The organism is Janthinobacterium darwini, assembly GCF_051380905.1.
Classification (GTDB): domain Bacteria; phylum Pseudomonadota; class Gammaproteobacteria; order Burkholderiales; family Burkholderiaceae_D; genus Janthinobacterium.
Map to the genome: position 1 here is coordinate 326,444 of NZ_JBNYXX010000003.1, position 19,258 is coordinate 345,701.

22 protein-coding genes and 1 pseudogene are annotated in these 19,258 nt (G+C 63.0%); 15 read left to right on the forward strand and 8 right to left on the reverse strand.

Going from position 1 to position 19,258, the window contains the following annotated elements; genetic code table 11:
* Positions 1-34: 34 nt before the first annotated feature.
* Positions 35-331, reverse strand: coding sequence for a flagellar protein FliT (locus ACQ4WZ_RS19895; protein ID WP_495542714.1), 297 nt, complete (start codon positions 329-331; stop codon positions 35-37).
* A 210-nt stretch (positions 332-541) separates the two neighbouring features.
* Between ACQ4WZ_RS19895 and ACQ4WZ_RS19900 the strand changes: the two genes are divergently transcribed.
* The 3 genes from ACQ4WZ_RS19900 (at position 542) to ACQ4WZ_RS19910 (ending at position 3,664) form a co-directional block, all read left to right on the forward strand.
* Positions 542-2,611: a M13 family metallopeptidase gene (locus ACQ4WZ_RS19900; protein ID WP_133993879.1), complete on the forward strand. Its 2,070-nt coding sequence runs from the start codon at positions 542-544 to the stop codon at positions 2,609-2,611.
* 70 nt (positions 2,612-2,681) lie between these two features.
* The gene (locus ACQ4WZ_RS19905; protein ID WP_436574466.1) at positions 2,682-3,314 is read left to right on the forward strand and encodes a class I SAM-dependent methyltransferase; all 633 of its coding nucleotides are present in this window, start codon (positions 2,682-2,684) and stop codon (positions 3,312-3,314) included.
* A 164-nt stretch (positions 3,315-3,478) separates the two neighbouring features.
* Positions 3,479-3,664 carry a CsbD family protein gene (locus tag ACQ4WZ_RS19910; protein WP_101484190.1) on the forward strand — a complete coding sequence of 62 codons (186 nt, stop codon included), beginning with the start codon at positions 3,479-3,481 and terminating at the stop codon, positions 3,662-3,664.
* Between the two features lie 73 nt (positions 3,665-3,737).
* On the opposite strand, the gene ACQ4WZ_RS19915 is transcribed toward ACQ4WZ_RS19910, so the two are convergent.
* The 3 genes from ACQ4WZ_RS19915 to ACQ4WZ_RS19925 all read right to left on the reverse strand — a co-directional run bounded on the left by ACQ4WZ_RS19915 (position 3,738) and on the right by ACQ4WZ_RS19925 (position 8,400).
* On the reverse strand, positions 3,738-5,948 hold the full coding sequence (locus ACQ4WZ_RS19915) for a S9 family peptidase (RefSeq protein ID WP_436574315.1): 2,211 nt from the start codon (positions 5,946-5,948) through the stop codon (positions 3,738-3,740).
* 199 nt (positions 5,949-6,147) lie between these two features.
* Positions 6,148-6,987: a PhzF family phenazine biosynthesis protein gene (locus tag ACQ4WZ_RS19920; RefSeq protein ID WP_436574316.1), complete on the reverse strand. Its 840-nt coding sequence runs from the start codon at positions 6,985-6,987 to the stop codon at positions 6,148-6,150.
* A gap of 18 nt (positions 6,988-7,005) precedes the next feature.
* A complete protein-coding gene (locus ACQ4WZ_RS19925) occupies positions 7,006-8,400 on the reverse strand; it encodes an MATE family efflux transporter (protein ID WP_436574317.1) in 1,395 nt (464 codons plus the stop codon).
* A gap of 189 nt (positions 8,401-8,589) precedes the next feature.
* On the opposite strand from ACQ4WZ_RS19925, the gene ACQ4WZ_RS19930 reads away from it, so the two are divergent.
* The 7 genes from ACQ4WZ_RS19930 (at position 8,590) to ACQ4WZ_RS19960 (ending at position 13,211) form a co-directional block, all read left to right on the forward strand.
* Positions 8,590-9,249, forward strand: a complete 660-nt coding sequence (locus ACQ4WZ_RS19930) for a beta/gamma crystallin family protein (protein ID WP_101484194.1) — start codon at positions 8,590-8,592, stop codon at positions 9,247-9,249.
* Between the two features lie 179 nt (positions 9,250-9,428).
* Positions 9,429-9,701, forward strand: a complete 273-nt coding sequence (locus tag ACQ4WZ_RS19935) for a beta/gamma crystallin-related protein (protein ID WP_436574318.1) — start codon at positions 9,429-9,431, stop codon at positions 9,699-9,701.
* Positions 9,702-9,718: 17 nt separating this feature from the next.
* Complete coding sequence (locus ACQ4WZ_RS19940) at positions 9,719-9,916, forward strand: beta/gamma crystallin-related protein (protein WP_436574319.1); 198 nt, start codon at positions 9,719-9,721, stop codon at positions 9,914-9,916.
* A gap of 102 nt (positions 9,917-10,018) precedes the next feature.
* Positions 10,019-11,002, forward strand: a complete 984-nt coding sequence (locus ACQ4WZ_RS19945; protein ID WP_436574320.1) for a beta/gamma crystallin-related protein — start codon at positions 10,019-10,021, stop codon at positions 11,000-11,002.
* 160 nt (positions 11,003-11,162) lie between these two features.
* Positions 11,163-11,843 (forward strand): beta/gamma crystallin family protein, encoded by a 681-nt coding sequence (locus ACQ4WZ_RS19950; RefSeq protein ID WP_436574321.1) that lies wholly within the window; start codon positions 11,163-11,165, stop codon positions 11,841-11,843.
* Between the two features lie 132 nt (positions 11,844-11,975).
* The gene (locus tag ACQ4WZ_RS19955; protein WP_101484198.1) at positions 11,976-12,896 is read left to right on the forward strand and encodes a DnaJ C-terminal domain-containing protein; all 921 of its coding nucleotides are present in this window, start codon (positions 11,976-11,978) and stop codon (positions 12,894-12,896) included.
* 3 nt (positions 12,897-12,899) lie between these two features.
* Complete coding sequence (locus ACQ4WZ_RS19960; RefSeq protein ID WP_436574322.1) at positions 12,900-13,211, forward strand: chaperone modulator CbpM; 312 nt, start codon at positions 12,900-12,902, stop codon at positions 13,209-13,211.
* 11 nt (positions 13,212-13,222) lie between these two features.
* Here the strand turns inward: ACQ4WZ_RS19960 and ACQ4WZ_RS19965 are convergent, their stop codons facing one another.
* Both ACQ4WZ_RS19965 and ACQ4WZ_RS19970 read right to left on the reverse strand, forming a co-directional pair.
* Positions 13,223-13,450 carry a hypothetical protein gene (locus ACQ4WZ_RS19965; RefSeq protein ID WP_101484199.1) on the reverse strand — a complete coding sequence of 76 codons (228 nt, stop codon included), beginning with the start codon at positions 13,448-13,450 and terminating at the stop codon, positions 13,223-13,225.
* A 106-nt stretch (positions 13,451-13,556) separates the two neighbouring features.
* Entirely contained in the window at positions 13,557-14,471 is a 915-nt protein-coding gene (locus tag ACQ4WZ_RS19970) for a LysR family transcriptional regulator (protein ID WP_133993859.1), read from the reverse strand.
* Between the two features lie 134 nt (positions 14,472-14,605).
* Here ACQ4WZ_RS19970 and ACQ4WZ_RS19975 point away from each other — a divergent pair, with 134 nt between their 5' ends.
* From ACQ4WZ_RS19975 to ACQ4WZ_RS19985, 3 genes are all read left to right on the forward strand, one after another.
* Positions 14,606-15,211 (forward strand): FMN-dependent NADH-azoreductase, encoded by a 606-nt coding sequence (locus ACQ4WZ_RS19975; protein WP_436574323.1) that lies wholly within the window; start codon positions 14,606-14,608, stop codon positions 15,209-15,211.
* A gap of 102 nt (positions 15,212-15,313) precedes the next feature.
* Complete coding sequence (locus ACQ4WZ_RS19980; RefSeq protein ID WP_436574324.1) at positions 15,314-15,859, forward strand: nuclear transport factor 2 family protein; 546 nt, start codon at positions 15,314-15,316, stop codon at positions 15,857-15,859.
* 174 nt (positions 15,860-16,033) lie between these two features.
* Complete coding sequence (locus ACQ4WZ_RS19985; RefSeq protein ID WP_436574325.1) at positions 16,034-16,465, forward strand: hypothetical protein; 432 nt, start codon at positions 16,034-16,036, stop codon at positions 16,463-16,465.
* Here the strand turns inward: ACQ4WZ_RS19985 and ACQ4WZ_RS19990 are convergent.
* On the reverse strand, positions 16,447-16,686 hold the full coding sequence (locus ACQ4WZ_RS19990; RefSeq protein WP_436574326.1) for a TIGR02450 family Trp-rich protein: 240 nt from the start codon (positions 16,684-16,686) through the stop codon (positions 16,447-16,449). The two genes, ACQ4WZ_RS19985 and ACQ4WZ_RS19990, sit on opposite strands and share 19 nt — an antisense overlap.
* Before the next feature lie 72 nt (positions 16,687-16,758).
* On the opposite strand from ACQ4WZ_RS19990, the gene ACQ4WZ_RS19995 reads away from it, so the two are divergent.
* Positions 16,759-17,622, forward strand: coding sequence for a cysteine hydrolase family protein (locus ACQ4WZ_RS19995; RefSeq protein WP_436574327.1), 864 nt, complete (start codon positions 16,759-16,761; stop codon positions 17,620-17,622).
* Between the two features lie 77 nt (positions 17,623-17,699).
* Positions 17,700-18,902 carry a nicotinate phosphoribosyltransferase gene (pncB, locus tag ACQ4WZ_RS20000; protein WP_133993849.1) on the forward strand — a complete coding sequence of 401 codons (1,203 nt, stop codon included), beginning with the start codon at positions 17,700-17,702 and terminating at the stop codon, positions 18,900-18,902.
* Here pncB and ACQ4WZ_RS20005 read toward each other — a convergent pair.
* Positions 18,899-19,196, reverse strand: a pseudogene (locus ACQ4WZ_RS20005) (antibiotic biosynthesis monooxygenase family protein). The gene pncB and the pseudogene ACQ4WZ_RS20005 overlap by 4 nt on opposite strands.
* Positions 19,197-19,258: the final 62 nt, after the last annotated feature.

Genomic DNA, 19,258 nt, shown 5'->3' on the forward strand with positions numbered 1-19,258 from the left:
GTGCTTTTGTTGTTTCTGGCGCGGCAATGTTGACCTACATGCGGGCGCGCGATCCCTGCATGGCGTTCGGCAGTTGCGTCATCCACGGTTCCGTGATGGCGCGGATTTCGCGATCGTTGGCCAGGATTTGCTTGAGCAAGTCAATCTTGCGCTGGCGCGAAGCGCCGGCCAGGGCAGGCACTTTGCCCGTCATGGTCGTGCTGGCGGCGCTGGCGCACTGGTTTTCCAGGGTGTCCAAGCCATCCCAGTCGCTCGAACGTGCGGCGACGACCATTTTGTTGGTCATTCCTGCAATATTTTCATACATCGAGAGAACGTCGTTGGAGGTCATGAGCACACCCGTAACTAGTGAATGGATTACCGCTTGTCTAGATTAGCGGCAGGTTCAGCGGGAACTTGAGGGTGTTTTTGAAAAAAAAGTGAAAATAATTTGGATGGTTGTGGCTGGCTGCCGGAATCTCCCGCCGAGCCGTTGTTCCGCATGCGAAAAAGGTATGATTCTCAGGCTATGATTTTGCTTATTTTCATCGAAAGGATCGCCATGCACGGTTTGCGTTTTTCCTGGTCCCGGACTCCAGTCCAGGCTGCCATCGCCCTCGCCCTGGCCGGCGCCACCGTGGCCTATGTACCGGCTCAAGCGCATGGCCAGCAAGCGGCCACCAGCGCCGCTGTCCCCGCTGCCGCCACGGCGTCGCCCGGCGACGACTTCTATGACTACGTGAATGGCGACTGGCTGCGCAGCACGGAGATTCCCGCCGACCGCAGCAGCTGGGGCTCGTTCGCCATCCTCGCCAACTCGACCAACGAGCGCATCATCGGCCTCGTCGAAGGCCTGGCGGCGGCGCCGCAGGCGGATGCATCCGCACGCCAGGTCAGCGATTTTTACCGTTCCTGGATGGATGAATCGGCCATCGAAGCGAAAGGCTGGGCGCCGATCAAGCCCTTGTTGAGCAAGATCGATGGCATACGCGACCAGGCGGGACTGGCACGCGCGCTGGGCGAGAGCCTGCGCGCCGATGTCGATCCGCTCAATGCTACCAATTTTTATACGGAAAACCTGTTTGGCCTGTGGGTGGCGCAAGACTTGAACGACACCACGCGCAATGTGGCCTATCTGCTGCAGGGCGGGCTGGGCTTGCCCGACCGCGCCTTCTACCAGGACGACAGCGCGCGCATGCAGGGCTTGCGCACTGGCTACCAGGCGCATATCGCCGCCATGCTCAAGCAGGCTGGTTACAGCGATGCGCCAGCCCGCGCCGCGCGCGTGTTTGCGCTGGAGCAGAAAATTGCCGCCAGTCACGCCAGCCGCGAAGAGTCAGCCGATGTCGCCAAGGGCAACAACGCGTGGCGCGCCGCCGACTTCGCCAGCAAGGCGCCTGGCCTGGACTGGAAAGCCTTCTTCCAGGCTGCAGGCCTGGGCAGGCAGACCGATTTCATCGTCTGGCACCCGACGGCCATGAAGGGCAGCGCGGCGCTGGTGGCGAGCGTGCCGCTGGCGACCTGGAAGGATTTCCTGGCTTTCCACGCGATTAACCATTTCAGCACCACCTTGCCGAAGGCGGCCGCCGATCAGCGTTTTGCCTTTTACGGCAGCACCCTGAGCGGCACGCCGCAGCAGTCACCGCGCAGCAAGCGCGCGCTGGCGGCGACGAACGCGGCCCTCAGCGACGCCGTCGGCAAGCTGTACGTGGAGCGTTATTTCCCGCCTGAATCGAAAGCCCGCGTGCAAGACATGGTGGGCAATATCGTCGCTGCCTTCTCGCGCCGCATCGACAAGCTGGACTGGATGGCGCCGGCCACCAAGGCGCAGGCGCAGGAGAAACTCCAGACCCTGTACGTGGGCGTGGGCTATCCGGAACGCTGGGCCAGCTATGCGGGCTTGCGCGTGGTGCGCGGCGACGCGCTGGGCAATGTGCAGCGGGCGGAGCAGTATCATTACCAGCAGGAACTGGCCAAGCTGGGCCAGTCGCCTGACCGCAAGGCCTGGGCCATGCCGGCGCAGTTGGTCAACGCCGTCAACTTGCCGCTGCAAAATGCGCTGAACTTCCCAGCTGCCATCCTGCAGCCGCCTTTCTTCGACCCGCAAGCCTCCGACGCGGCCAATTATGGCGGCATTGGCGCCACCATCGGCCATGAGATCAGCCACAGCTTCGACGACCAGGGCGCGCAGTTCGACGCTCAGGGCAAGCTGCGCGACTGGTGGACACCGGCCGACCTGGCGCATTTCCAGGCGGCGTCCCAGCAACTGGTGGCGCAGTTCGCGGCCTATAAACCGTTTCCCGATCTGGCCGTGAATGGCCAGCTGACCCTGAGCGAAAACCTGGCCGATCTGGCTGGCGTGGCGGCCGCGCATGACGCGTTCAGCTTGTCGCAGCAAGGCAAGCCGGCGCAGCCGGGCGCGGACCGCGCATTCTTCACGGGTTACGGCGTCAGCTGGCGCAGCAAGGCGCGCGAAGCGGCGGCGCGCCAGCAAATCCTCACGGATGGCCATGCGCCGGCGCAATACCGTGCCGCCACCGTGCGCAATCTCGACGCCTGGTACCCGGCCTTCGACGTCAAGCCGGGGCAGCAGTTGTACCTGGCGCCGGAACAGCGCGTGCGCGTCTGGTAGTCATGGCCGGTGCCAGCGCGTAGCGCGCTGGCACCGTAAAATGGGGGAACATATCGATAGGACCGCCATGATGCCAACCCCGCCGCAAGACCCCATCCACGCCATCACGGGCCGCACCCTGGCCCATTACGACGCCAGTGCCGAGCAGTTTTTTGAAGGCACGCGCGACCACGACGTCAGTCAGAACATCAACGCGCTGCTGGCCGCCATCGACAGGCCCGCGCCCTTGGCGATCCTTGATCTGGGCTGCGGCCCTGGCCGCGATCTGAAGACGTTCACGGCCATGGGCCACCATGCCACGGGCGTCGATGGCTGCCCCCGCTTCGTCGAGATGGCGCGCGCCTACAGCGGCTGCACCGTATGGCAGCAGGATTTCGTCGACCTCGAGCTCCCCGCTGCGCACTTCGACGGCGTGTTCGCGAATGCCGTGCTGTTCCACGTGCCCAGCGCCGTCTTGCCCGGCGTGCTGCGTGCTTTGTACGCGTGCCTGAAGGAGGGCGGCGTACTGTTCAGCTCGAATCCGCGCGGCCAGAACCAGGAAGGCTGGAATGGCGCGCGCTATGGCAGCTACCACGACGAAGCAAGGTGGGCCGCCTACGTTCAGGCGGCCGGTTTTACCCTGATCGAACAGTATTACCGTCCACCGGGCTTGCCGCGCGAACAGCAGCCGTGGCTGGCCACTGTCTGGCGCAAGGGCGCGTAATCGATGATGTCGGCGCTGTGTTAGGAACCGTACAGAGCCTTTGATTTTCCCTGGGTACTATGGACACATCGACACGCATGAAGCAGTTTGCAACAGCGTGTGAGCCGCAGTCCCGGCCCTGATGGGCCGGACAACAGATGCACCAACTACAGTGAGGATCCATCATGAACAAAGATCAAGTCGAAGGTAAACTGAAGGAAGTCGGCGGTAAAATCCAGGAAGCCGCTGGCAAAGTCGTCGGCAGCGAAGAACAGCAAGCCAAGGGCCTGGCAAACCAGGTCGAAGGCAAAGTGCAGAAGAAGGTCGGCGATGTGAAAGATGCAGTCGACACCATCACGCGCAAACCGTAATTTGCCGTACGGATAAAAAAACCGCCGCCTGTTGCAAGACAGGCGGCGGTTTTTTATTTGAGGCTGGTCAAACTTATTTCGCTGGATTGGCCAGGTTTTGCTTGAAGAACATTTCAATTTTCTTGTACACGTGACGCTGGCCCGCGCGCGACGAGATGCCGTGCTTGGCGCCCGGATACGTCATCAGGTCGAACTGCACGCCACGGTTCACCAGCGCGTCGATCAAGCGCGTGCTGTTGCTGAACAGCACGTTATCGTCGGCCATGCCATGCACCAGCAGCAGCGGCGACTTCAAGCCGTCGAGGTGGGCGAACACGGTGCTGTCCTTGTAGCCCTCTACGTTCTCTTTCGGCATGCCGAGGAATTGCTCCGTGTAGTGGGTATCGTACAGCGACCAGTCGGTCACGGGCGCTACCGAAACACCCATGGCGATCTTGTCGGAAGCTGCCGACAGCAAACGCAGGGTCATGAAGCCGCCATAGCTCCAGCCAAACACGCCGATGCGTTTCGCGTCGACGAAGCTTTGCTTGCCCAGCCAGTCGATGCCGACCAGTTGGTCGGCCACTTCGGCTGCGCCCAGCTTGTGATAGATGGCGTCCGTGAACGCGCGCTCGCGGCGCGACGAGCCCCGGTTATCGAGGCGGAAGACGACAAAGCCTTGCTGCGCCATATACTGATCGAAGTTATTGCCCCAGCGGCGAGCCACGTGCTGCGAGTGCGGGCCGCCATACGTCGACAGGTAGACGGGATAGCGCTTGCTCGCGTCGAAGTTCGACGGCTTGACGATGGAGTAATACAAGGTCTGGCCATCGTTGGCTTTCAGGGTGCCATACTCCGTCGGCAGGTGGTCCGCCTTGTATCTGGCGTACGGGTGGCTCGCGTTCAGCGCGTTTTCTTCCAGCCAGCCCACCATGGCGCCGTCAGGACGGTGGATGCTTACCTGCGGCGGCGTGGCCGGGTCGGAATAGGTGTCGACAAACACTTCGCCATTGCGCGAGAACGTCGTGTCGTGCCAGCCGTCCGCTTTCGTCACGCGCTGCGGCTTGTCGGCGGTGCTGCCGTCCAGCGCCAGAGCGTAGGTCTGCTTGTCGATCACCGCGTCGCGGTTAGACGACACATACACTTTGCCGGTTTTCTGGTTCACGGCCAGCACGCTGTCGATGCCCCATTCACCGGAAGTGACCGGGTGCAGCAGCTTGCCGCTCATGTCGTACAGGTACAAATGGTTGCGGCCCGTGCGCTCGGACGACCACAGGAACTGGCCGTTGGCGAGGAAGCGCAGGTCGTCATGGATGCTGACCCAGGTCTTGGCCGTTTCCGTCAGCAGGGTGCGCTGCGCCAGCGTCGCTGCATCGACGGCGACCAGGTCGAGGGTCTTCTGGTCGCGCGACTGGCGCTGGTATACCAGCGACTTGCTGTCCGCGCTCCAGTCGGCGCGCACCAGGTAGATGTCCGCGTTCGTGCCCAGGTCCACCTGGCGTTGCGCACCCGTTTCCGGCGAGACGATCAGCAGCTGTACCAGCACGTTCGGGTCGCCGGCGGCAGGGTAGCGCTGTTCGACGACGTCGGTGCGGTCGGCGAAGATTTCAAAGCGTCGCACGACGGGCACGGGTGCTTCGTCGTAGCGTTTATACGCGATGGCGCTGTCGTCGGGTGCCCAGTAGTAGCCAGTGCGCTGGCCCATTTCTTCCTGCGCCACGAATTCGGCTTCGCCGTTGTGGATCGTGCCCTTGCCATCCGTGGTCAGCTGGCGTTCCTTGTTCGTATTGAGGTCGATCACAAAGATGTTTTGATCGCGCACAAACGACACATAGCGGCCTTTCGGCGAAATTTTCGGGTCCAGTACATTGCCCTTGGCGACCAGGCGGGCCTTGTCCGGGTGGGCCGCATCGACCAGGTACAGATTGCCGGCCAGCGGTACCAGCAGCTGCTTGCCATCGGGCGACCAGCTGTAGCTGAGAATGCCGTTCAGGCTGGCCGTGCGCTCACGTTCGCGGCGCGCCTGCTCTTCGGGCGAAATCGTTTCATTCGGCACCAGCGCCTTGGAGTCGATCAGGCGGTGCGTGCTCTTGTCCTTGAGCTTGAATTCCCACAGGTCGAGCTGGAACTGGTTGTCTGCACGGCCGCGCAGGAACGTGACGCGCTCGCCATCGGGCGAGACCTTCAGGTTGCGCACGCCGGGGCCGGCCAGCGCCGGATCGGCGTGGATGCGTTCCAGGGTCAGCTTTTCAGCCGATGCGGGAACGCTGGCCATCGCGGCCAGAAAACAAAGAATAAAACGCATGGATGTCTCGGTAGTTGGAAGAATGAATAACGCTGCATGCCAAACAGGGCAGGCAGGATCGAGCGTTGCCTAAGCGTAAGACGATACCAGAGCGTGCCTGTTTATGCGATAGCCCCGGCCACGGAATAAGACGTTCCTGGCCGTATTTCCTTCGTCAAAAATATCCAACAGCCGCCCATTCCATGGCACTTTACTTGGTTCAGGCCAATATCGTACCTTCTATCACGGTCAGGCATGCGCCGCCTATCCAGGCGTGGCCATCGCGGAAATTGACGGATACGCGGCCGTCGCGCTGCAGGCAGGTGCCCTGGCGCACGCGGTAGTCGGCGCCCGCCAGCAGGTGCGCGATGCAGGCGTTGGCGCTGCCCGTGACGGGATCCTCAACCAGTGCGCCGTGCTCGCTGAGCAGCGCACGCACTTCGTAATCGGCCGGTCCGCCGGCGCCGTGCGCGCCATAGAGGGCCAGTCCGTCAGCCATTGACGCGGCCAGCAATGCCGTCAGGGCCGCGATGTCGGCATGGACGGCCAGGCAGGCCGCGGCGCTTGGCAGCGGCACGCACAGCCAGCGGATGCCCATGTCGACGACAGTGCCGCCAGCGACCGCCGCGTCGTCCAGCGCCGTTTGCAGCAGCGGCAGCAGCGCGGGGGCGAGCGCGCGCGTGGTGCAGGGCGGCGCCTGGAACGCCAGTACGCCTCCGGCGCCGCGTTCTATCTGCACCAGGCCGACGCCGCATTCCTGCACGATGCGCGCGCCCTTGGGCCGCATGCCCGCATCGAGCAGGGCGTGCGCCGTGCCCAGGGTCGGGTGGCCGGCGAACGGGAATTCCATCTCGGGCGAAAAAATCCGCACGCGGTAATCGGCGGCGGGATCGCGCGGCGCCAGCACGAAGGTGGTTTCCGACAGGCCGGTCCAGCGCGCGATCGCCTGCATCTGCGCGTCATCGAGGCCATTCGCATCGAGTACCACGGCCAGCGGATTGCCCAAGAAAGGCATCGTGCTGAAGACATCGACTTGCCGGAAGGGGCGCTGTTGCGGCATGGCGGTTTCCTTGTTGGTTTATCGGGCGGCGCGCAGGCGTTGCAGCGACAAACGGTTCAAATACCAGGTCAGCAGCACGGCAGCCACCGTCAAGCCCGTGACCAGGCCGATCCAGAAACCGGCAGCGGCCATCGGCTCGGCCGGCGACCAGGGGAAACCGGCCGGCGCGAGGCCCAGCACATAGCCGATCGGCAGCGAGAAGCCCCAGAAGGCCAGCAGCTGGATCAGCATGGGCTGGCGCGTCACCTTGTAGCCGCGGATGGCGCAGGAGGTGGCCACTTGCGTGGCGTCGGACAGCTGGAACAGGGCGGCAAACAGCAGCAGCTGCGCGCACAGGGCCTGCACCTGCGGATCTGACGTATAGGCTTGCGCGATCTGGTGGCGGAAGACGGTGATGAAGGTGGCCGAGACGATGGCCGCCGTCAGCGACATGGCCACGCCCACCCACGAAATGAAGCGGGCGCGGCGCAGATTGGCTTCGCCCACGGCGTGGCCTACGCGCGTGACCAGCGCGATGCCGAAAGTGAGCGGCACCATGAAGACGACGGACGAGAAATTCAGGGCAATCTGGTGCGCCGACACCTGGATCACGCCGAAGCGCGCCACCAGCAGGCTGATGACGCCAAAGGCACTCACTTCGGCAAAGTAGGTCACGCCGATGGGCAGGCCCAGGCGCAACATGGGACCGATGGACGACAGCTGCGGCCATTCCCAATGCGTGAATGGATACGTGGCTTGGTAGGCGGGCGCGATCCTGATCCAGACCAGCATGGCCAGCAGCATCATCCACACGCAGCAGGTGGTGGCCACGGCGCAGCCCACGCCGCCCATCTTCGGCATGCCCCAGTGACCGTAGATCAGCAGGTAGTTGACGAGGATATTGAGGCCCAGCGCGGCCAGCGCGATGACCATCACGGGCTTGGTCTGGTTGATGCTGGTGCTGTAGCCGTACAGCGCGCGGTATGCGGCGAACGGCGGCAGCGCACAGCTGATGATGTGCACGAACAGCTTGGCCTTGGCCGCGACGGCGGGTTCGAGCATCAGGTGGTCGAACACCAGCGCCGCCATGTTCGTCAGCAGGCAAGCCACCAGGCCCACGAGCAGCGCTTTCCATAGCGACTGGCGCACGATGTGCGGCACCTGGGCGTGGCGCGCGGCGCCGATTTCATGCGCCACCAGGGTATTGATCGCCATCATGATGCCGCTCACGGTGACCAGCACGATGGACCAGATGGCCGCGCCCAGCGACACGGCCGCCAGTTCTTCGGGGTTCGTATGCCCCGTCATCGCCACGTCGGCCGCGCCCATGCCGACGGTGGCCAGCTGGCCGATCAGGATGGGCCAAGCCAGCTTCCACAGCGAAGAAATTTCAGTACGGACGGCAGGCAGGGTGAACGAGGTGGTGTGTGGCATAGGCGGCAACCTTAACTAAACACAACATTCTACTGGCATTCGCCGTGTTTGTCCGCCGAGGCATTCCTGACGCCGGGCGCGGTAATCATTTGTTACAGCTAAGTGGGCCAGTCGCGGATAGACTGCGCGCTCTATTTGGCAAAATGACCAAATAGTCACACCGCATTATCCTGACTATGGAGTAAGACCATGTTGAAGAAAGCCTTGAACTGCGCCCTGTTGTTGGGCGCCGCCATGACGGCCGAGCTGGCCGGCGCCGGCGAACTGACCCTGTATTCGCGCGACGATTATCACGGCCGCTCGCAGACCGTGCGCGACGCCGTCGCAGACCTTGAAGACGTTCGTTTCAACGACACGACGCAAAGCATCCGCGTGCGCTCGGGCCGCTGGGAAGCGTGCGAGGAAGCCGATTTCCGCGGCGACTGCTTCCTGCTCGAAGCGGGCGACTATCCCTCGCTCGATGGCCGCGCCAACAAAATCACGTCGCTGCGCGAAGTGCGCGGCGGCTGGGACCGTGGGCGGGACCGGGAGCGCGAGCGAGATTGGGATGAACACCGGGATCGTGGCCGCGAGCGCGGCCATCTGCCGGGCCGCGCGCTGGGCGGCGAACTGACCTTGTACACGCGCGACGACTTCGTCGGCCGCAGCCTGAGCGTGCGCAATGGCGCGGCCGACTTGCGCGAACGCGACTTCAATGACACGGCGCAAAGCGTGCGCGTGCGCGCCGGGTACTGGGAAGTGTGCGAGGACGTGGGCTTCCGCGGCCGCTGCCGCACGCTGGGTCCCGGCGAGTACGCGAGCCTGGAACGCATGAGCAACCGCATCTCGTCGGTGCGCGAAGTGCGCTGATGCGGGGCAGTTAGTACGCCAAATGGCAATAACCGGCTCTCGCAGGGCTTGTTATTGCTTTTGGTAACAATTTATTGTGCTTTTCCCATACTTTGTTACACCGTTTTTTCTACGGATGGCTACACTGACATCAGTTGTCATGTCGATCACTTGGCTTTGCCGCCGCCGGAGACCGCCCCATGAATCGCCCGTTCGCCTTTGCTGCGCTGTGTGTCAGTTCGCTGTTTGTCCATTTTGCCGCGCAGGCCGGCGAGATCCGGTTGTACACCGATGATAATTTCAAGGGGCGGGTGGTGGTCTTGCGCGATACGACGGACGACCTGTCGCGCGTCAATGTCAATGACACCGTCTCGAGCATCCAGGTCGATTCGGGCAGCTGGGAAGTGTGCGCGAGGAGAACCGTCCGCAAAATGACGCGGGACTGGTGGTGCTGTATGGCCGCGCGTTACTGAAGGGACGGGGGCTGCAGATGAACCGCGACGTCAGTGACCTGGTACTCCTGAACTTCAACGACCAGGCCGCATCCATCGCCATCAACGAAGGCACCTGGGAAGTTTGCACGAACTCGCAGTTCAACGGCAGTTGCGAGCGCATGGGGCCGGGCAAGCATGAAGTGCTGAACACGGCGCTCGACAAGCGCATTTCCTCGCTGCGCCGCCTGTACTGAACGCATGATCGGGCCTTTGCCGTGGCCTTGTATTTGTTACACTAGCATCCTGGCGCAACAGCCAGGCAAATCATCACCAAAGAATGAAGAATGGAGTTAATCATGACGGGCCCTTTCAAACACACGCTGGCATGCGCGGCCACCTTGCTGCTTTCGCTGGGCGCCCATGCGTCCGCCCATGCAGGCGATATTACCCTGTTCGAAGACGTTGATCTGCGTGGCCGCGCAGTGAACCTGCGCGAGACGACGGACGATCTGTCGCGCATTGGATTCAACGACAAGGTGTCGAGCATCCTGGTGCGTTCGGGCACCTGGGATGTATGTACCGATGCCGGTTTTCGCGGCAATTGCCGTACTCTGGGGGCGGGCGAATACCGTTCGATGCCGGGCATGAACGACGCCATCAGTTCGGTGCGCGAGTCGGGTCGCGGCGATGGCAACAATCCGGGGCGCCCTGGGCGCGATCCCGACCGGGGGCATGGCGGCGGCTATGGCCGTGGCGGCACCCTGGAAGTGTATTCGGGCGCAGGCCAGAATGGCGGCTCGGCGCGGCTGAACCGCGACACGGACGATTTCGTCAATATCGGTTTCAACGACCGCACCACCAGCATCGTCGTTTATAACGGCTACTGGCAGCTGTGCAGCGATTCGAACTATAACGGCGTGTGCCGCATCTTTGGCCCCGGCCGTCACGACGACCTTGGACGCGGCCTCGATGGGCGCGTTTCGTCGGCGCGCATGGTCGACGAGCGCGAAGCGCGGCGCCAGCAGCAATACGACCGGCCGCAGTATGAACAGCCGCAATATCCACAGTACCAGCAGCCGCAGTACCAGCAGCGCGGCGCCGTCCTGCTGTTCCCCGAAGCGGGCATGCGCGGCGAACCGCTGGCGCTGGACCGCAATGCGGAAGACCTGGTGCGCTACAACTTCAATGACCGCGCCTCGTCCATCGTCGTCAACGAGGGCCAGTGGGAAGTGTGCAGTGATTCGAACTTCCATGGCCGCTGCGAAGTGATCGGACCGGGCGAATACGGTCGCTTGAACGGCATGGAAAACCAGATTTCCTCGCTGCGCCGCGTGCGCTGATTTTCTCCAGCACACATGCTGACAGGCCGCCTGCCGGGTTGATCCCGCCGGGCGGTTTTTACATTCGCTGCCGTGCGCTGACATTTGCTTGCTCTTTGTTACACTCGCCGCCTGCCGCCCGGACTACACTGGCGAAAATGTAAACAGTATTGGAGTTGTCATGGTTCGATCTTTCCGCCCCGCGCTGCTGTGCGCCGCCACCTTCCTCGTCCCCCTTGCCGCATCCGCGGGCGAAATCACCCTGTTCGAGGACGCCGGTTTCCGGGGCCGCCCGGTCACTTTGCGTTCCGATATGGGCGACCTGTCGCGCATGGGCTTTAACGACAAGACCTCCAGCATCATCGTGCGCTCGGGCACCTGGGAAGTGTGCAAGGACGCCAATTACCGGGGCAACTGCCGCGTGCTGCAGCCTGGCCGCTACGACAGCATGCCGGGCATGAACGACGCCGTTTCTTCCGTGCGCGAAGTGGGCCGCCCGGGCCATGGCGGCGGCGATCACCGTCCCTATCCGCCGCGCCCTCCGCGTCCGGAGCCGGAGCGTCCTCATCCCGGTTATCCAGGCCATGGCGGCGGACACCGTCCCGACATGAATGGCGCCGTGCTGATGTTTCCTGATGCCGGCATGCGCGGCCGGCCCGTGCGCCTGGACCGCGAAGTGCGCGACTTGAGCCGCTATGGCTTCAACGACCGCGCCGAATCGATCGTCGTCAACTACGGCCGCTGGGAATTCTGCGTCGATGCCAACTTCCGTGGCCGCTGCGTGGTAATGGGGCCAGGCAGCTACGGCCGCCTGCACGGTGGCCTCGACCGCCGCATATCCTCGCTGCGCCGCGTGCGCTAGGCTTTTTTCGCTGCCACTTTAAGCGCCCGCGCGACCTGTGTCCCGCGGGCGCTGTTGTATTGTGCGCACGCTATGTCGCCGCCAATTCGTGTACTCTTCCCATAGGCAGTTCAACCATGGGGAGCAAGCACGGTGGAATACAAGGACTACTACAAGGAGCTTGGCGTCGAAAAGACGGCGACCGAGGCCGAGATCAAGAAGGCCTACCGCAAGCTGGTACGCAAATACCACCCCGACGTGAGCAAGGAGCCGGACGCCGACAAGCGCACGAAGGCCCTGAATGAAGCTTACGGCGTGCTGGGCGACGCGGAAAAGCGCGCCGCCTACGATGAACTGGGTCGCAACCAGGGCGCGCAGGGCCAGCCCTTCCGTCCGCCGCCAGACTGGGGTTCGGGCTACGAATCGTCGGGAGCCGACGACAGCGACTTCTTTGCCGACCTGTTTGCCCACGTGGGCGGGCGCCGCCGCGCCGGCGGCAGTTTCCAGATGCAGGGCGAGGACAGCCACGCCGCCATCACCATCGATTTGCACGACAGCTATCACGGCGCCAAGCGCCACATCGTCATGCGCATGCCCGAAGCTGACGCGCAGGGCCATGTGGTGACGCGCGAGCGCACCCTGGAAGTGACGATACCGAAAGGCGTCACGGAGGGCCAGCAGCTGCGCATGAAGGGGCAAGGGAACCCGGGCAGCGGCGGTGCGCCGGCCGGCGACCTGTATCTGGAAATCCGCTTCCAGACGGATGCGCGCTACAAGGTGGAAGGGCGCGACGTGTTCGAGACGGTGCCCGTCACGCCATGGGAAGCGGCGCTGGGCGGCGAAATTGCCGTGCCCACGCCATCGGGCACGGTGGCCGTCACCGTGCCGCCCAATTCGCAGACGGGGCGCAAGCTGCGCCTGAAAGGGCGCGGCATTCCCGCCGCCCAGCCGGGCGACCTGTATCTGCTGCTGGAAGTGGTGCTGCCGCCGGCGAACGATGACAAGGCGCGCGAACTGTACGCAACCATGGCGCGCGAGATGGCTTTCAATCCGCGCCAGAAGCTGGGAGGGTAAATCATGACAAACAAGGTAATTGGCGAACTGCTCGAAGATCGTGCCCTGAGCCTGGAGGAACTGGCGTGCGCCTGCGCCGTGGAGCCGGACTGGGTGGTGCAGCATGTGCAGACGGGCGTGCTGCTGCAAAATGGCCCGCCAGCGGGGCAGCTGACTGCCTGGCGCTTCACCAGCCTGGATCTGGTGCGCGCGCGCCGTCTGCACGAAATCGAATCCGTGTTCGATGCGAACGCCGAACTGGCCGGGCTGGTGGTCGATTTGTCGGAAGAAGTGGCGCGCCTGCGGCGCCGTCTGCACGTGCTGGGCGTCGATTAGACCATTTGCCCTTATGCCGGCTCGCCGTGGCGTGTCACGGTGAGCCTGGCGATATAAAACTGCCCGTCGACGACCACCCGGTGCGGGATGCCGGCCACGTCGAAGCCTGGGCCACCGTCTTCCATCCATTCCTGCGCTAGCGAGTCGAATTGCTGCGGCGTCATGCGCAGCATCTGCGCCGTGATGACGAAGCGCGCGCCAGGTTTTTGTTTGTTGACGAAGTCGTCGATGCCGGCCATGTGAATCTCTTCAAGGTTGTGTCTGAAATCGGGGTCAGACCCGACGGGTCTGACCCCAGCAGTTGTTTGGGGTTTGCTCAGGCATGATACCCGTCCCCGAGCGCTTCTAAAACCCCTGCGCCAGCAGCGGCAGCTGCTCCGCAAAGCGCTCGGTCAGCCACTTGCCCGCCTGGCCGGGCGGCGTGTCGGCGCGCTGGATCAGGTAAATCGGATAACTCTCGCCCTTGTCGACGGCCAGCGGCAGGTGTACCAGGCGGCCTTCTGCCAGGTCGTCGCGCACCATCGCTTCGGGCATGTTGCCCCAGCCCAGGCCCGCACGCAACAAGGCATGCTTGGAACCGAGGTCGCCCAGGCGCCAGTTGCGCAATCCCAGCACCCCGAAATCCTGGCCCTGCGTCAGGTCGCTGCGGTCGCTGAGCACCAGCTGCACGTGTTCGCGCGCCACGTTGGAGGCAATCGGCCCTTCCAGCTGCGCCAGCGCGTGGCTGGGCGCGGCCACGGGAATCAGTCGCACGTGGCCCACGGCCAGGCGCTCGAAGACGCTGGCCGTGGCCGTCATCCAGCCACCGAGGCCGATGTGGCAGCTGCCATCCATCACCAGCTGCGCCACGGCGCCCATGGCTTCAATGCGCAGCCGCAGGGCGACGGTGGGGAACTGCGCCTGGAACGATTCCAGGACGCGCACCAGCACGCAAGTGGGAAACATGACGTCGACCACCACCGACACTTCCGCCTCCAGCCCGCCGGCCAGGGCCTTGGCGCGCGCGCGCATGCCGTCCACCTTCAAGGCCACTGCGCGCGCGTCGGCCAGCAGGGCCTTGCCCGCATCCGTCAGGGTGGGCTTGCGCTTGCCGCGGTCGAGCAGCACCACATTCAGTTGTTCTTCCAGGTTGGCGATGGTGTAGCTGATCACCGACTGCGTGCGGTGCAGCTGGCGCGCCGCGTGGGCGAAGCCGCCCGCGTCGATGACGGCGACGAACACGCGCAACTGGTCGAGCGAAGGTTGGCCCGGTTCTCTCATGGGAACTCCCTATCTAAAATTTCGATGCTAAACATTTATATTTATACGGTTTCATCGATGGTAGACCCGAACTATGCTGTGTGCAAGGGCTGCGACGTGGCCCATCCCGTCATCCATATCCATAGGAGCAATTCATGAGCAAGGTCTTGTACATCAATAGCAGCGTGCGCAACAGCGGTTCCCTGTCGCGCCAATTGTCCGGCGAATTCGTGGCGAAACTGACCGCCCAAGGGGCCAGCGTCGTCGAGCGCGACCTGGCCGCGCAGCCCGTGCCGCACCTGACGGAAGAGGTGATGGGCGCCTTCTTCACGCCGGCAGCGCAGCGCAGCGCGCAGGCAGCAGCGGCGGTGCAATTGTCCGATACCCTGGTCGATGAATTGCTGGCCGCCGACGTGCTGGTGCTGGCCGCGCCCATGTACAACTTTTCCGTACCTTCGACCCTGAAGGCGTGGATCGATCACGTGGCGCGCGCGGGCCGCACTTTCCAGTACACGGCGACCGGCCCCGTCGGTCTGGCCACGGGCAAGAAAGCTGTTATTTTCACGGCCAGCGGCGGCGTCTACAGTGCAGGCCCCGGTGCCGCGTATGACTACCTGAGCACCTATCTGCGCACGGCGCTGGGCTTCATCGGCATTACCGACATCGAGTTCGTGCAAGCCGAAGGCGTGGCCATGGGCGAGGATGCCGTCGCCAGCGCGATTGCCAGGGGCCGTGCCTCGATCGAGGCCCTGGCCACCTGAACTAGGTCTTCAGGGGGATTGCCAATCTGCCATGGTTGACATAAGCTTGCCGGCGGCACGCCCCGTGCCAGGCCGGCGAACGGTTCGCCATGAAAGTCCCCCATGCACAAGTTGGCAAGCGCAGTATTGTTCGGGTGTTCCCTGCTGGCGGCAGGCATTGCGCAAGCGCAAACCGGGCCAGTGGCGCCGCCTCACGTGGGCCGCCACGCTTCCACGCCCGAAGATATCCGCGCCATCGAAAAAGTCGTCGCCGACTTCCAGGCGGCCCTGATCGCCAAGGATGTCAAGCTGCTGTCGTCGCTGATGCTGAACACGAACATTTTGTTCGCCTCGCCGGCTGACGATGCTTTCATCAAGAAGATGCGCGACACGACAGACGTCCACTTCGACGGCGTCGGGGCGGCCGGCTACGTCGGTTTCGCCAATTTCATCAAGCGCGAACCGCAGCGCACGGAAGAAAAATTCTACAACGTCAAGATCACCCAGGACCGCCATGTGGCGTGGGTCAACTTCGACTATGAATTCCTCGTCGGCGAAAAATTGTCCAACTATGGCGTGGAAGCGTGGCAATTGGTCAAGCGCGATGGCGAATGGAAAATCCTCAGCGTTGTCTGGTCCATGCATCCCGCTGCCGAGGCAGGAAAGTAGGCCCCAGCCATGCCGCGTCAGTCGCGCGGCAGTGCGCGCATTGCCGCCGTGCCAGCTGCGTTCAGTACGGAGTTGCCCAGTAATAATTTTTTCGCATCGTCTATACTTTCAGCTTGCACACGTAGTTAGCCTGACAAGTGTGCTGTCACCGGCCTGGCTGGTGCAAGCAGATGCTTGTCTGTCGTCATGCATGAAGATGATGTAGTCATGCATCCCTTTTCTCCTGTGCCGCGTGATAAAAAGAGAGCTGAATTGAGTATCCTGATCAATCGCGAGCGCATGGTTTTACCCTTTACCGCGTCAGTCCGTAGAGACAAGCTGTCCGGCCATGTCATTTTTGGAGCGCACATCGTGCCGATAAAGTATGTTGATTTTTATGAGGTGAATTACACGGCAGAGCGCCTGCGCGGCTGCAAGCTGTGGGGCGCGTACGTCGCCATCTATGCCCCCTCGTCCAACCCCATGCATCGGGTGAATCTGGTGCGCAAGCGCCGGGTGTCGGCCGACCACCAGTTTACAACGGAAGCGGACGCCATGACGGAAGCGGGCGAGGTGGCCGTCAAGCTGGTCGAGCGGCGCCAGCGCCGCTATGTTTTCCATCCCTGATGCCATTGCGCCGCATCCTGCAGCGCGCGCCATGGCAGGATTTGCACGCGGCCGGAATGCACGGCTTCCAGCGCCACGTGCGTGACGGGCTCATCGGGCGTGTCCGTTGCGCATAGCTTGATGACGAGGAAGTGTTTTTCCTTGTTGGCTGGCGTGACGGCCGTCCATTTGCTGTTGAGTAATTTGTTCGGACGCACGTTATTGTGATTGAGAATATTCATGGCGGCCTCTGGTTTGGCATGATGGCGATGTTGCCATTATGATGCAACTTCCTGCCACGCACGAGGACCGCCATGAAACGCCAGCTGCACCTGCTCGTCATCGACCCGCAAAACGATTTTTGCGACTTGCCTGCCACCTGGCTGCCGCCAGGTGCCGCACCGGCCCTGGCCGTGCCCGGCGCCCACCAGGACATGCTGCGCGTGGCGCAGCTGATCCGTGAAGGGGGCGGCGGTTTGACGCAGATCAGCGTGACCCTCGACGCCCACCACCGCTATGACATCGCCCACCCCGCCTTCTGGCGCACGGGCGATGGCGGTCCCGTCGCGCCGTTTACGCAGATCAGCGCGCAGCAGGTGCGCGCCCGCCTGTTCCTGCCCGCCGCCAGCGACGCCTTGCCACGCGCGCTGGCTTACCTCGATGCCTTGCAGCAAGCGGGGCGTTACCAGTTGATGGTGTGGCCCGTGCATTGCGAGATCGGCAGCTGGGGCCAGAATATCCATGCGGCCGTGCGCGCCGCCTACAACGCCTGGGAAGTGGATCAGCTGCGAGTGGTCGCCAAGCTGAGCAAGGGTTCCAACCCCTGGACCGAGCATTACTCGGCCGTCATGGCGGAAGTGCCCGATGCCCAGGATGCGGCCACCCAGCTCAACCTGGATTTCCTCGCCACCCTGCTGCCGGCGCAGCAGATCTATGTCACGGGCGAAGCGGGCAGCCACTGCGTGAAAGCCAGCACCGAGCACATCGCCGATTATCTGGAAGCGCAGCAAGGCAAGCCGGCCCTGTCGCGACTGGTGCTGCTGACCGACTGCATGAGTCCCGTCACGGGCTTTGCAGCGCAGCAGCGCGACTTCCTTGCCGCCATGCACGAGCGCGGCGCGCGCCTGGCGTCGTCCGCCGAGGTCTTGCCCGAGTTGCTGTCCAACGCGCTGGCCTGAGCCACTGTCGAGCGTTCCCTGCTGAAATGCTTGCGGTGGCGTACTATTCTGGCTTCAGGAAGTTGGAGAAAACACACATGACCCCGATAGTGCGCAGTTTGCTGGAAACCGATCTGTATAAATTTACAATGTGGCAAGCATTGCTGCACGGTCATCCGAACACCCATACCGAATACGAATTTGTCTGCCGCAACGCGACCGCCTTCCCACTGGCCGAACTGAAGGTCGAGCTGGAAGAGCAGCTCGACCACCTGTGCTCGATGTCGTTTGCCGACGATGAGCTGGCCTATTTGCGCACCCTGCGCTTCATGAAGAGCGATTTCGTCGACTTTTTGACGGTGTTCCGCTTCCAGCGCAAGTTCATCGACGTCAGCACGGATGGCGACACCTTGCTCGTGCATGCGGCCGGGCCGCAAGTGCACGTGATGGGTTTCGAGATTTTCGTGTTGTATATCATTAATGAACTGTATTTCCGCCGCTTCGACCTCGATGTGGCCATGCGCGAAGGGCGTCACCGCCTGGGCTTGAAAGTGGCGGCCGTCAAGGAGTTTGGCAAGCTGCCGCGGCGCAAGCATCCGTTTGAGTTTTCCGATTTCGGCGTGCGCCGGCGTTTTTCCGGCGCCTGGCACGATGAGGTGGTGCAGCGCCTGGCGCATGAAGTGCCTGAGTATTTCAAGGGCACGTCGAATGTGTACCTGGCGAAGAAGCTCGGTATCGTGCCGATCGGCACGATGGCGCATGAATACATGCAGTCATTCCAGTCCTTCGGCGTGCGCCTGCGCGACTTTCAAAAGGCCGCACTGGAAGACTGGGTGCAGGAATACCGGGGCGACCTGGGCATCGCCCTGACGGACGTGGTGGGCATGGACGCCTTTCTGGCCGACTTCGACCTGTATTTCGCCAAGCTGTTCGACGGCTTGCGCCACGATTCGGGCGACCCCGTCGAGTGGGGAGAGAAGGCGCTGGCCCACTACGCGGCCCTGCGCATCGACGCCAACACCAAGCGCCTCGTGTTTTCCGACGGTCTGGACCTGGACAAGGCCTTCGCCCTGTACCAGCACTTCGCCGACCGCATCATGACGGGCTTTGGCATCGGCACCAATCTCACCAACGACGTCGGTTTGACGCCGCTCAACATCGTCATGAAACTGGTGCGCTGCAATGGCCAGTCGGTGGCAAAACTGTCCGATTCGCCGGGCAAGACCCTGTGCAAGGATGAAACCTTCCTTGCCTATCTTCGGCAGGTGTTTCACCATCCTGCCGTGCAAGTACCGGTCTAGAAGCCTGCGACCACCGTGTTCATGTGCTCGACCTGGGGAGGGGCAGCAAAGAATTCGCCCACCAGGCCGCGCCATGCCTGGAAGTCGTCGCTGCCGCGGAAATGCACGGTATGGTCTTCCAGGGTGCTCCAGCCCACCACCAGGCGGTAGGCATCGCCGTTTTCGATCGAGCGCTCCAGGCGCATCGATACGCAGCCGCGCGCGCTGGAACAGGGGCACGGCTTTGGCGACGGCCGCCTCGAAAGCGTCATGCGTGGCCGATTTGATCTGGATGTGGGCAATTTCAAAAATCATGGCAAGTTCCACTGTGGAATGAAGGAAGCTTGATCTTGCCATAGTTTGGCCGCGCGGGGGAG

Coding starts and splice junctions, on each gene's coding strand:
- ACQ4WZ_RS19925 (WP_436574317.1), bottom strand. CDS start 8,400: ATGCCACACACCACCTCGTTCACCCTGCCTGCCGTCCGTACTGAAATT.
- pncB (WP_133993849.1), top strand. CDS start 17,700: ATGACCCCGATAGTGCGCAGTTTGCTGGAAACCGATCTGTATAAATTT.
- ACQ4WZ_RS19900 (WP_133993879.1), top strand. CDS start 542: ATGCACGGTTTGCGTTTTTCCTGGTCCCGGACTCCAGTCCAGGCTGCC.
- ACQ4WZ_RS19930 (WP_101484194.1), top strand. CDS start 8,590: ATGTTGAAGAAAGCCTTGAACTGCGCCCTGTTGTTGGGCGCCGCCATG.
- ACQ4WZ_RS19970 (WP_133993859.1), bottom strand. CDS start 14,471: ATGAGAGAACCGGGCCAACCTTCGCTCGACCAGTTGCGCGTGTTCGTC.
- ACQ4WZ_RS19950 (WP_436574321.1), top strand. CDS start 11,163: ATGGTTCGATCTTTCCGCCCCGCGCTGCTGTGCGCCGCCACCTTCCTC.
- ACQ4WZ_RS19895 (WP_495542714.1), bottom strand. CDS start 331: ATGACCTCCAACGACGTTCTCTCGATGTATGAAAATATTGCAGGAATG.
- ACQ4WZ_RS19980 (WP_436574324.1), top strand. CDS start 15,314: ATGCACAAGTTGGCAAGCGCAGTATTGTTCGGGTGTTCCCTGCTGGCG.
- ACQ4WZ_RS19910 (WP_101484190.1), top strand. CDS start 3,479: ATGAACAAAGATCAAGTCGAAGGTAAACTGAAGGAAGTCGGCGGTAAA.
- ACQ4WZ_RS19990 (WP_436574326.1), bottom strand. CDS start 16,686: ATGAATATTCTCAATCACAATAACGTGCGTCCGAACAAATTACTCAAC.
- ACQ4WZ_RS19960 (WP_436574322.1), top strand. CDS start 12,900: ATGACAAACAAGGTAATTGGCGAACTGCTCGAAGATCGTGCCCTGAGC.
- ACQ4WZ_RS19945 (WP_436574320.1), top strand. CDS start 10,019: ATGACGGGCCCTTTCAAACACACGCTGGCATGCGCGGCCACCTTGCTG.
- ACQ4WZ_RS19965 (WP_101484199.1), bottom strand. CDS start 13,450: ATGGCCGGCATCGACGACTTCGTCAACAAACAAAAACCTGGCGCGCGC.
- ACQ4WZ_RS19975 (WP_436574323.1), top strand. CDS start 14,606: ATGAGCAAGGTCTTGTACATCAATAGCAGCGTGCGCAACAGCGGTTCC.
- ACQ4WZ_RS19935 (WP_436574318.1), top strand. CDS start 9,429: ATGAATCGCCCGTTCGCCTTTGCTGCGCTGTGTGTCAGTTCGCTGTTT.
- ACQ4WZ_RS19920 (WP_436574316.1), bottom strand. CDS start 6,987: ATGCCGCAACAGCGCCCCTTCCGGCAAGTCGATGTCTTCAGCACGATG.
- ACQ4WZ_RS19905 (WP_436574466.1), top strand. CDS start 2,682: ATGCCAACCCCGCCGCAAGACCCCATCCACGCCATCACGGGCCGCACC.
- ACQ4WZ_RS19995 (WP_436574327.1), top strand. CDS start 16,759: ATGAAACGCCAGCTGCACCTGCTCGTCATCGACCCGCAAAACGATTTT.
- ACQ4WZ_RS19915 (WP_436574315.1), bottom strand. CDS start 5,948: ATGCGTTTTATTCTTTGTTTTCTGGCCGCGATGGCCAGCGTTCCCGCA.
- ACQ4WZ_RS19940 (WP_436574319.1), top strand. CDS start 9,719: ATGAACCGCGACGTCAGTGACCTGGTACTCCTGAACTTCAACGACCAG.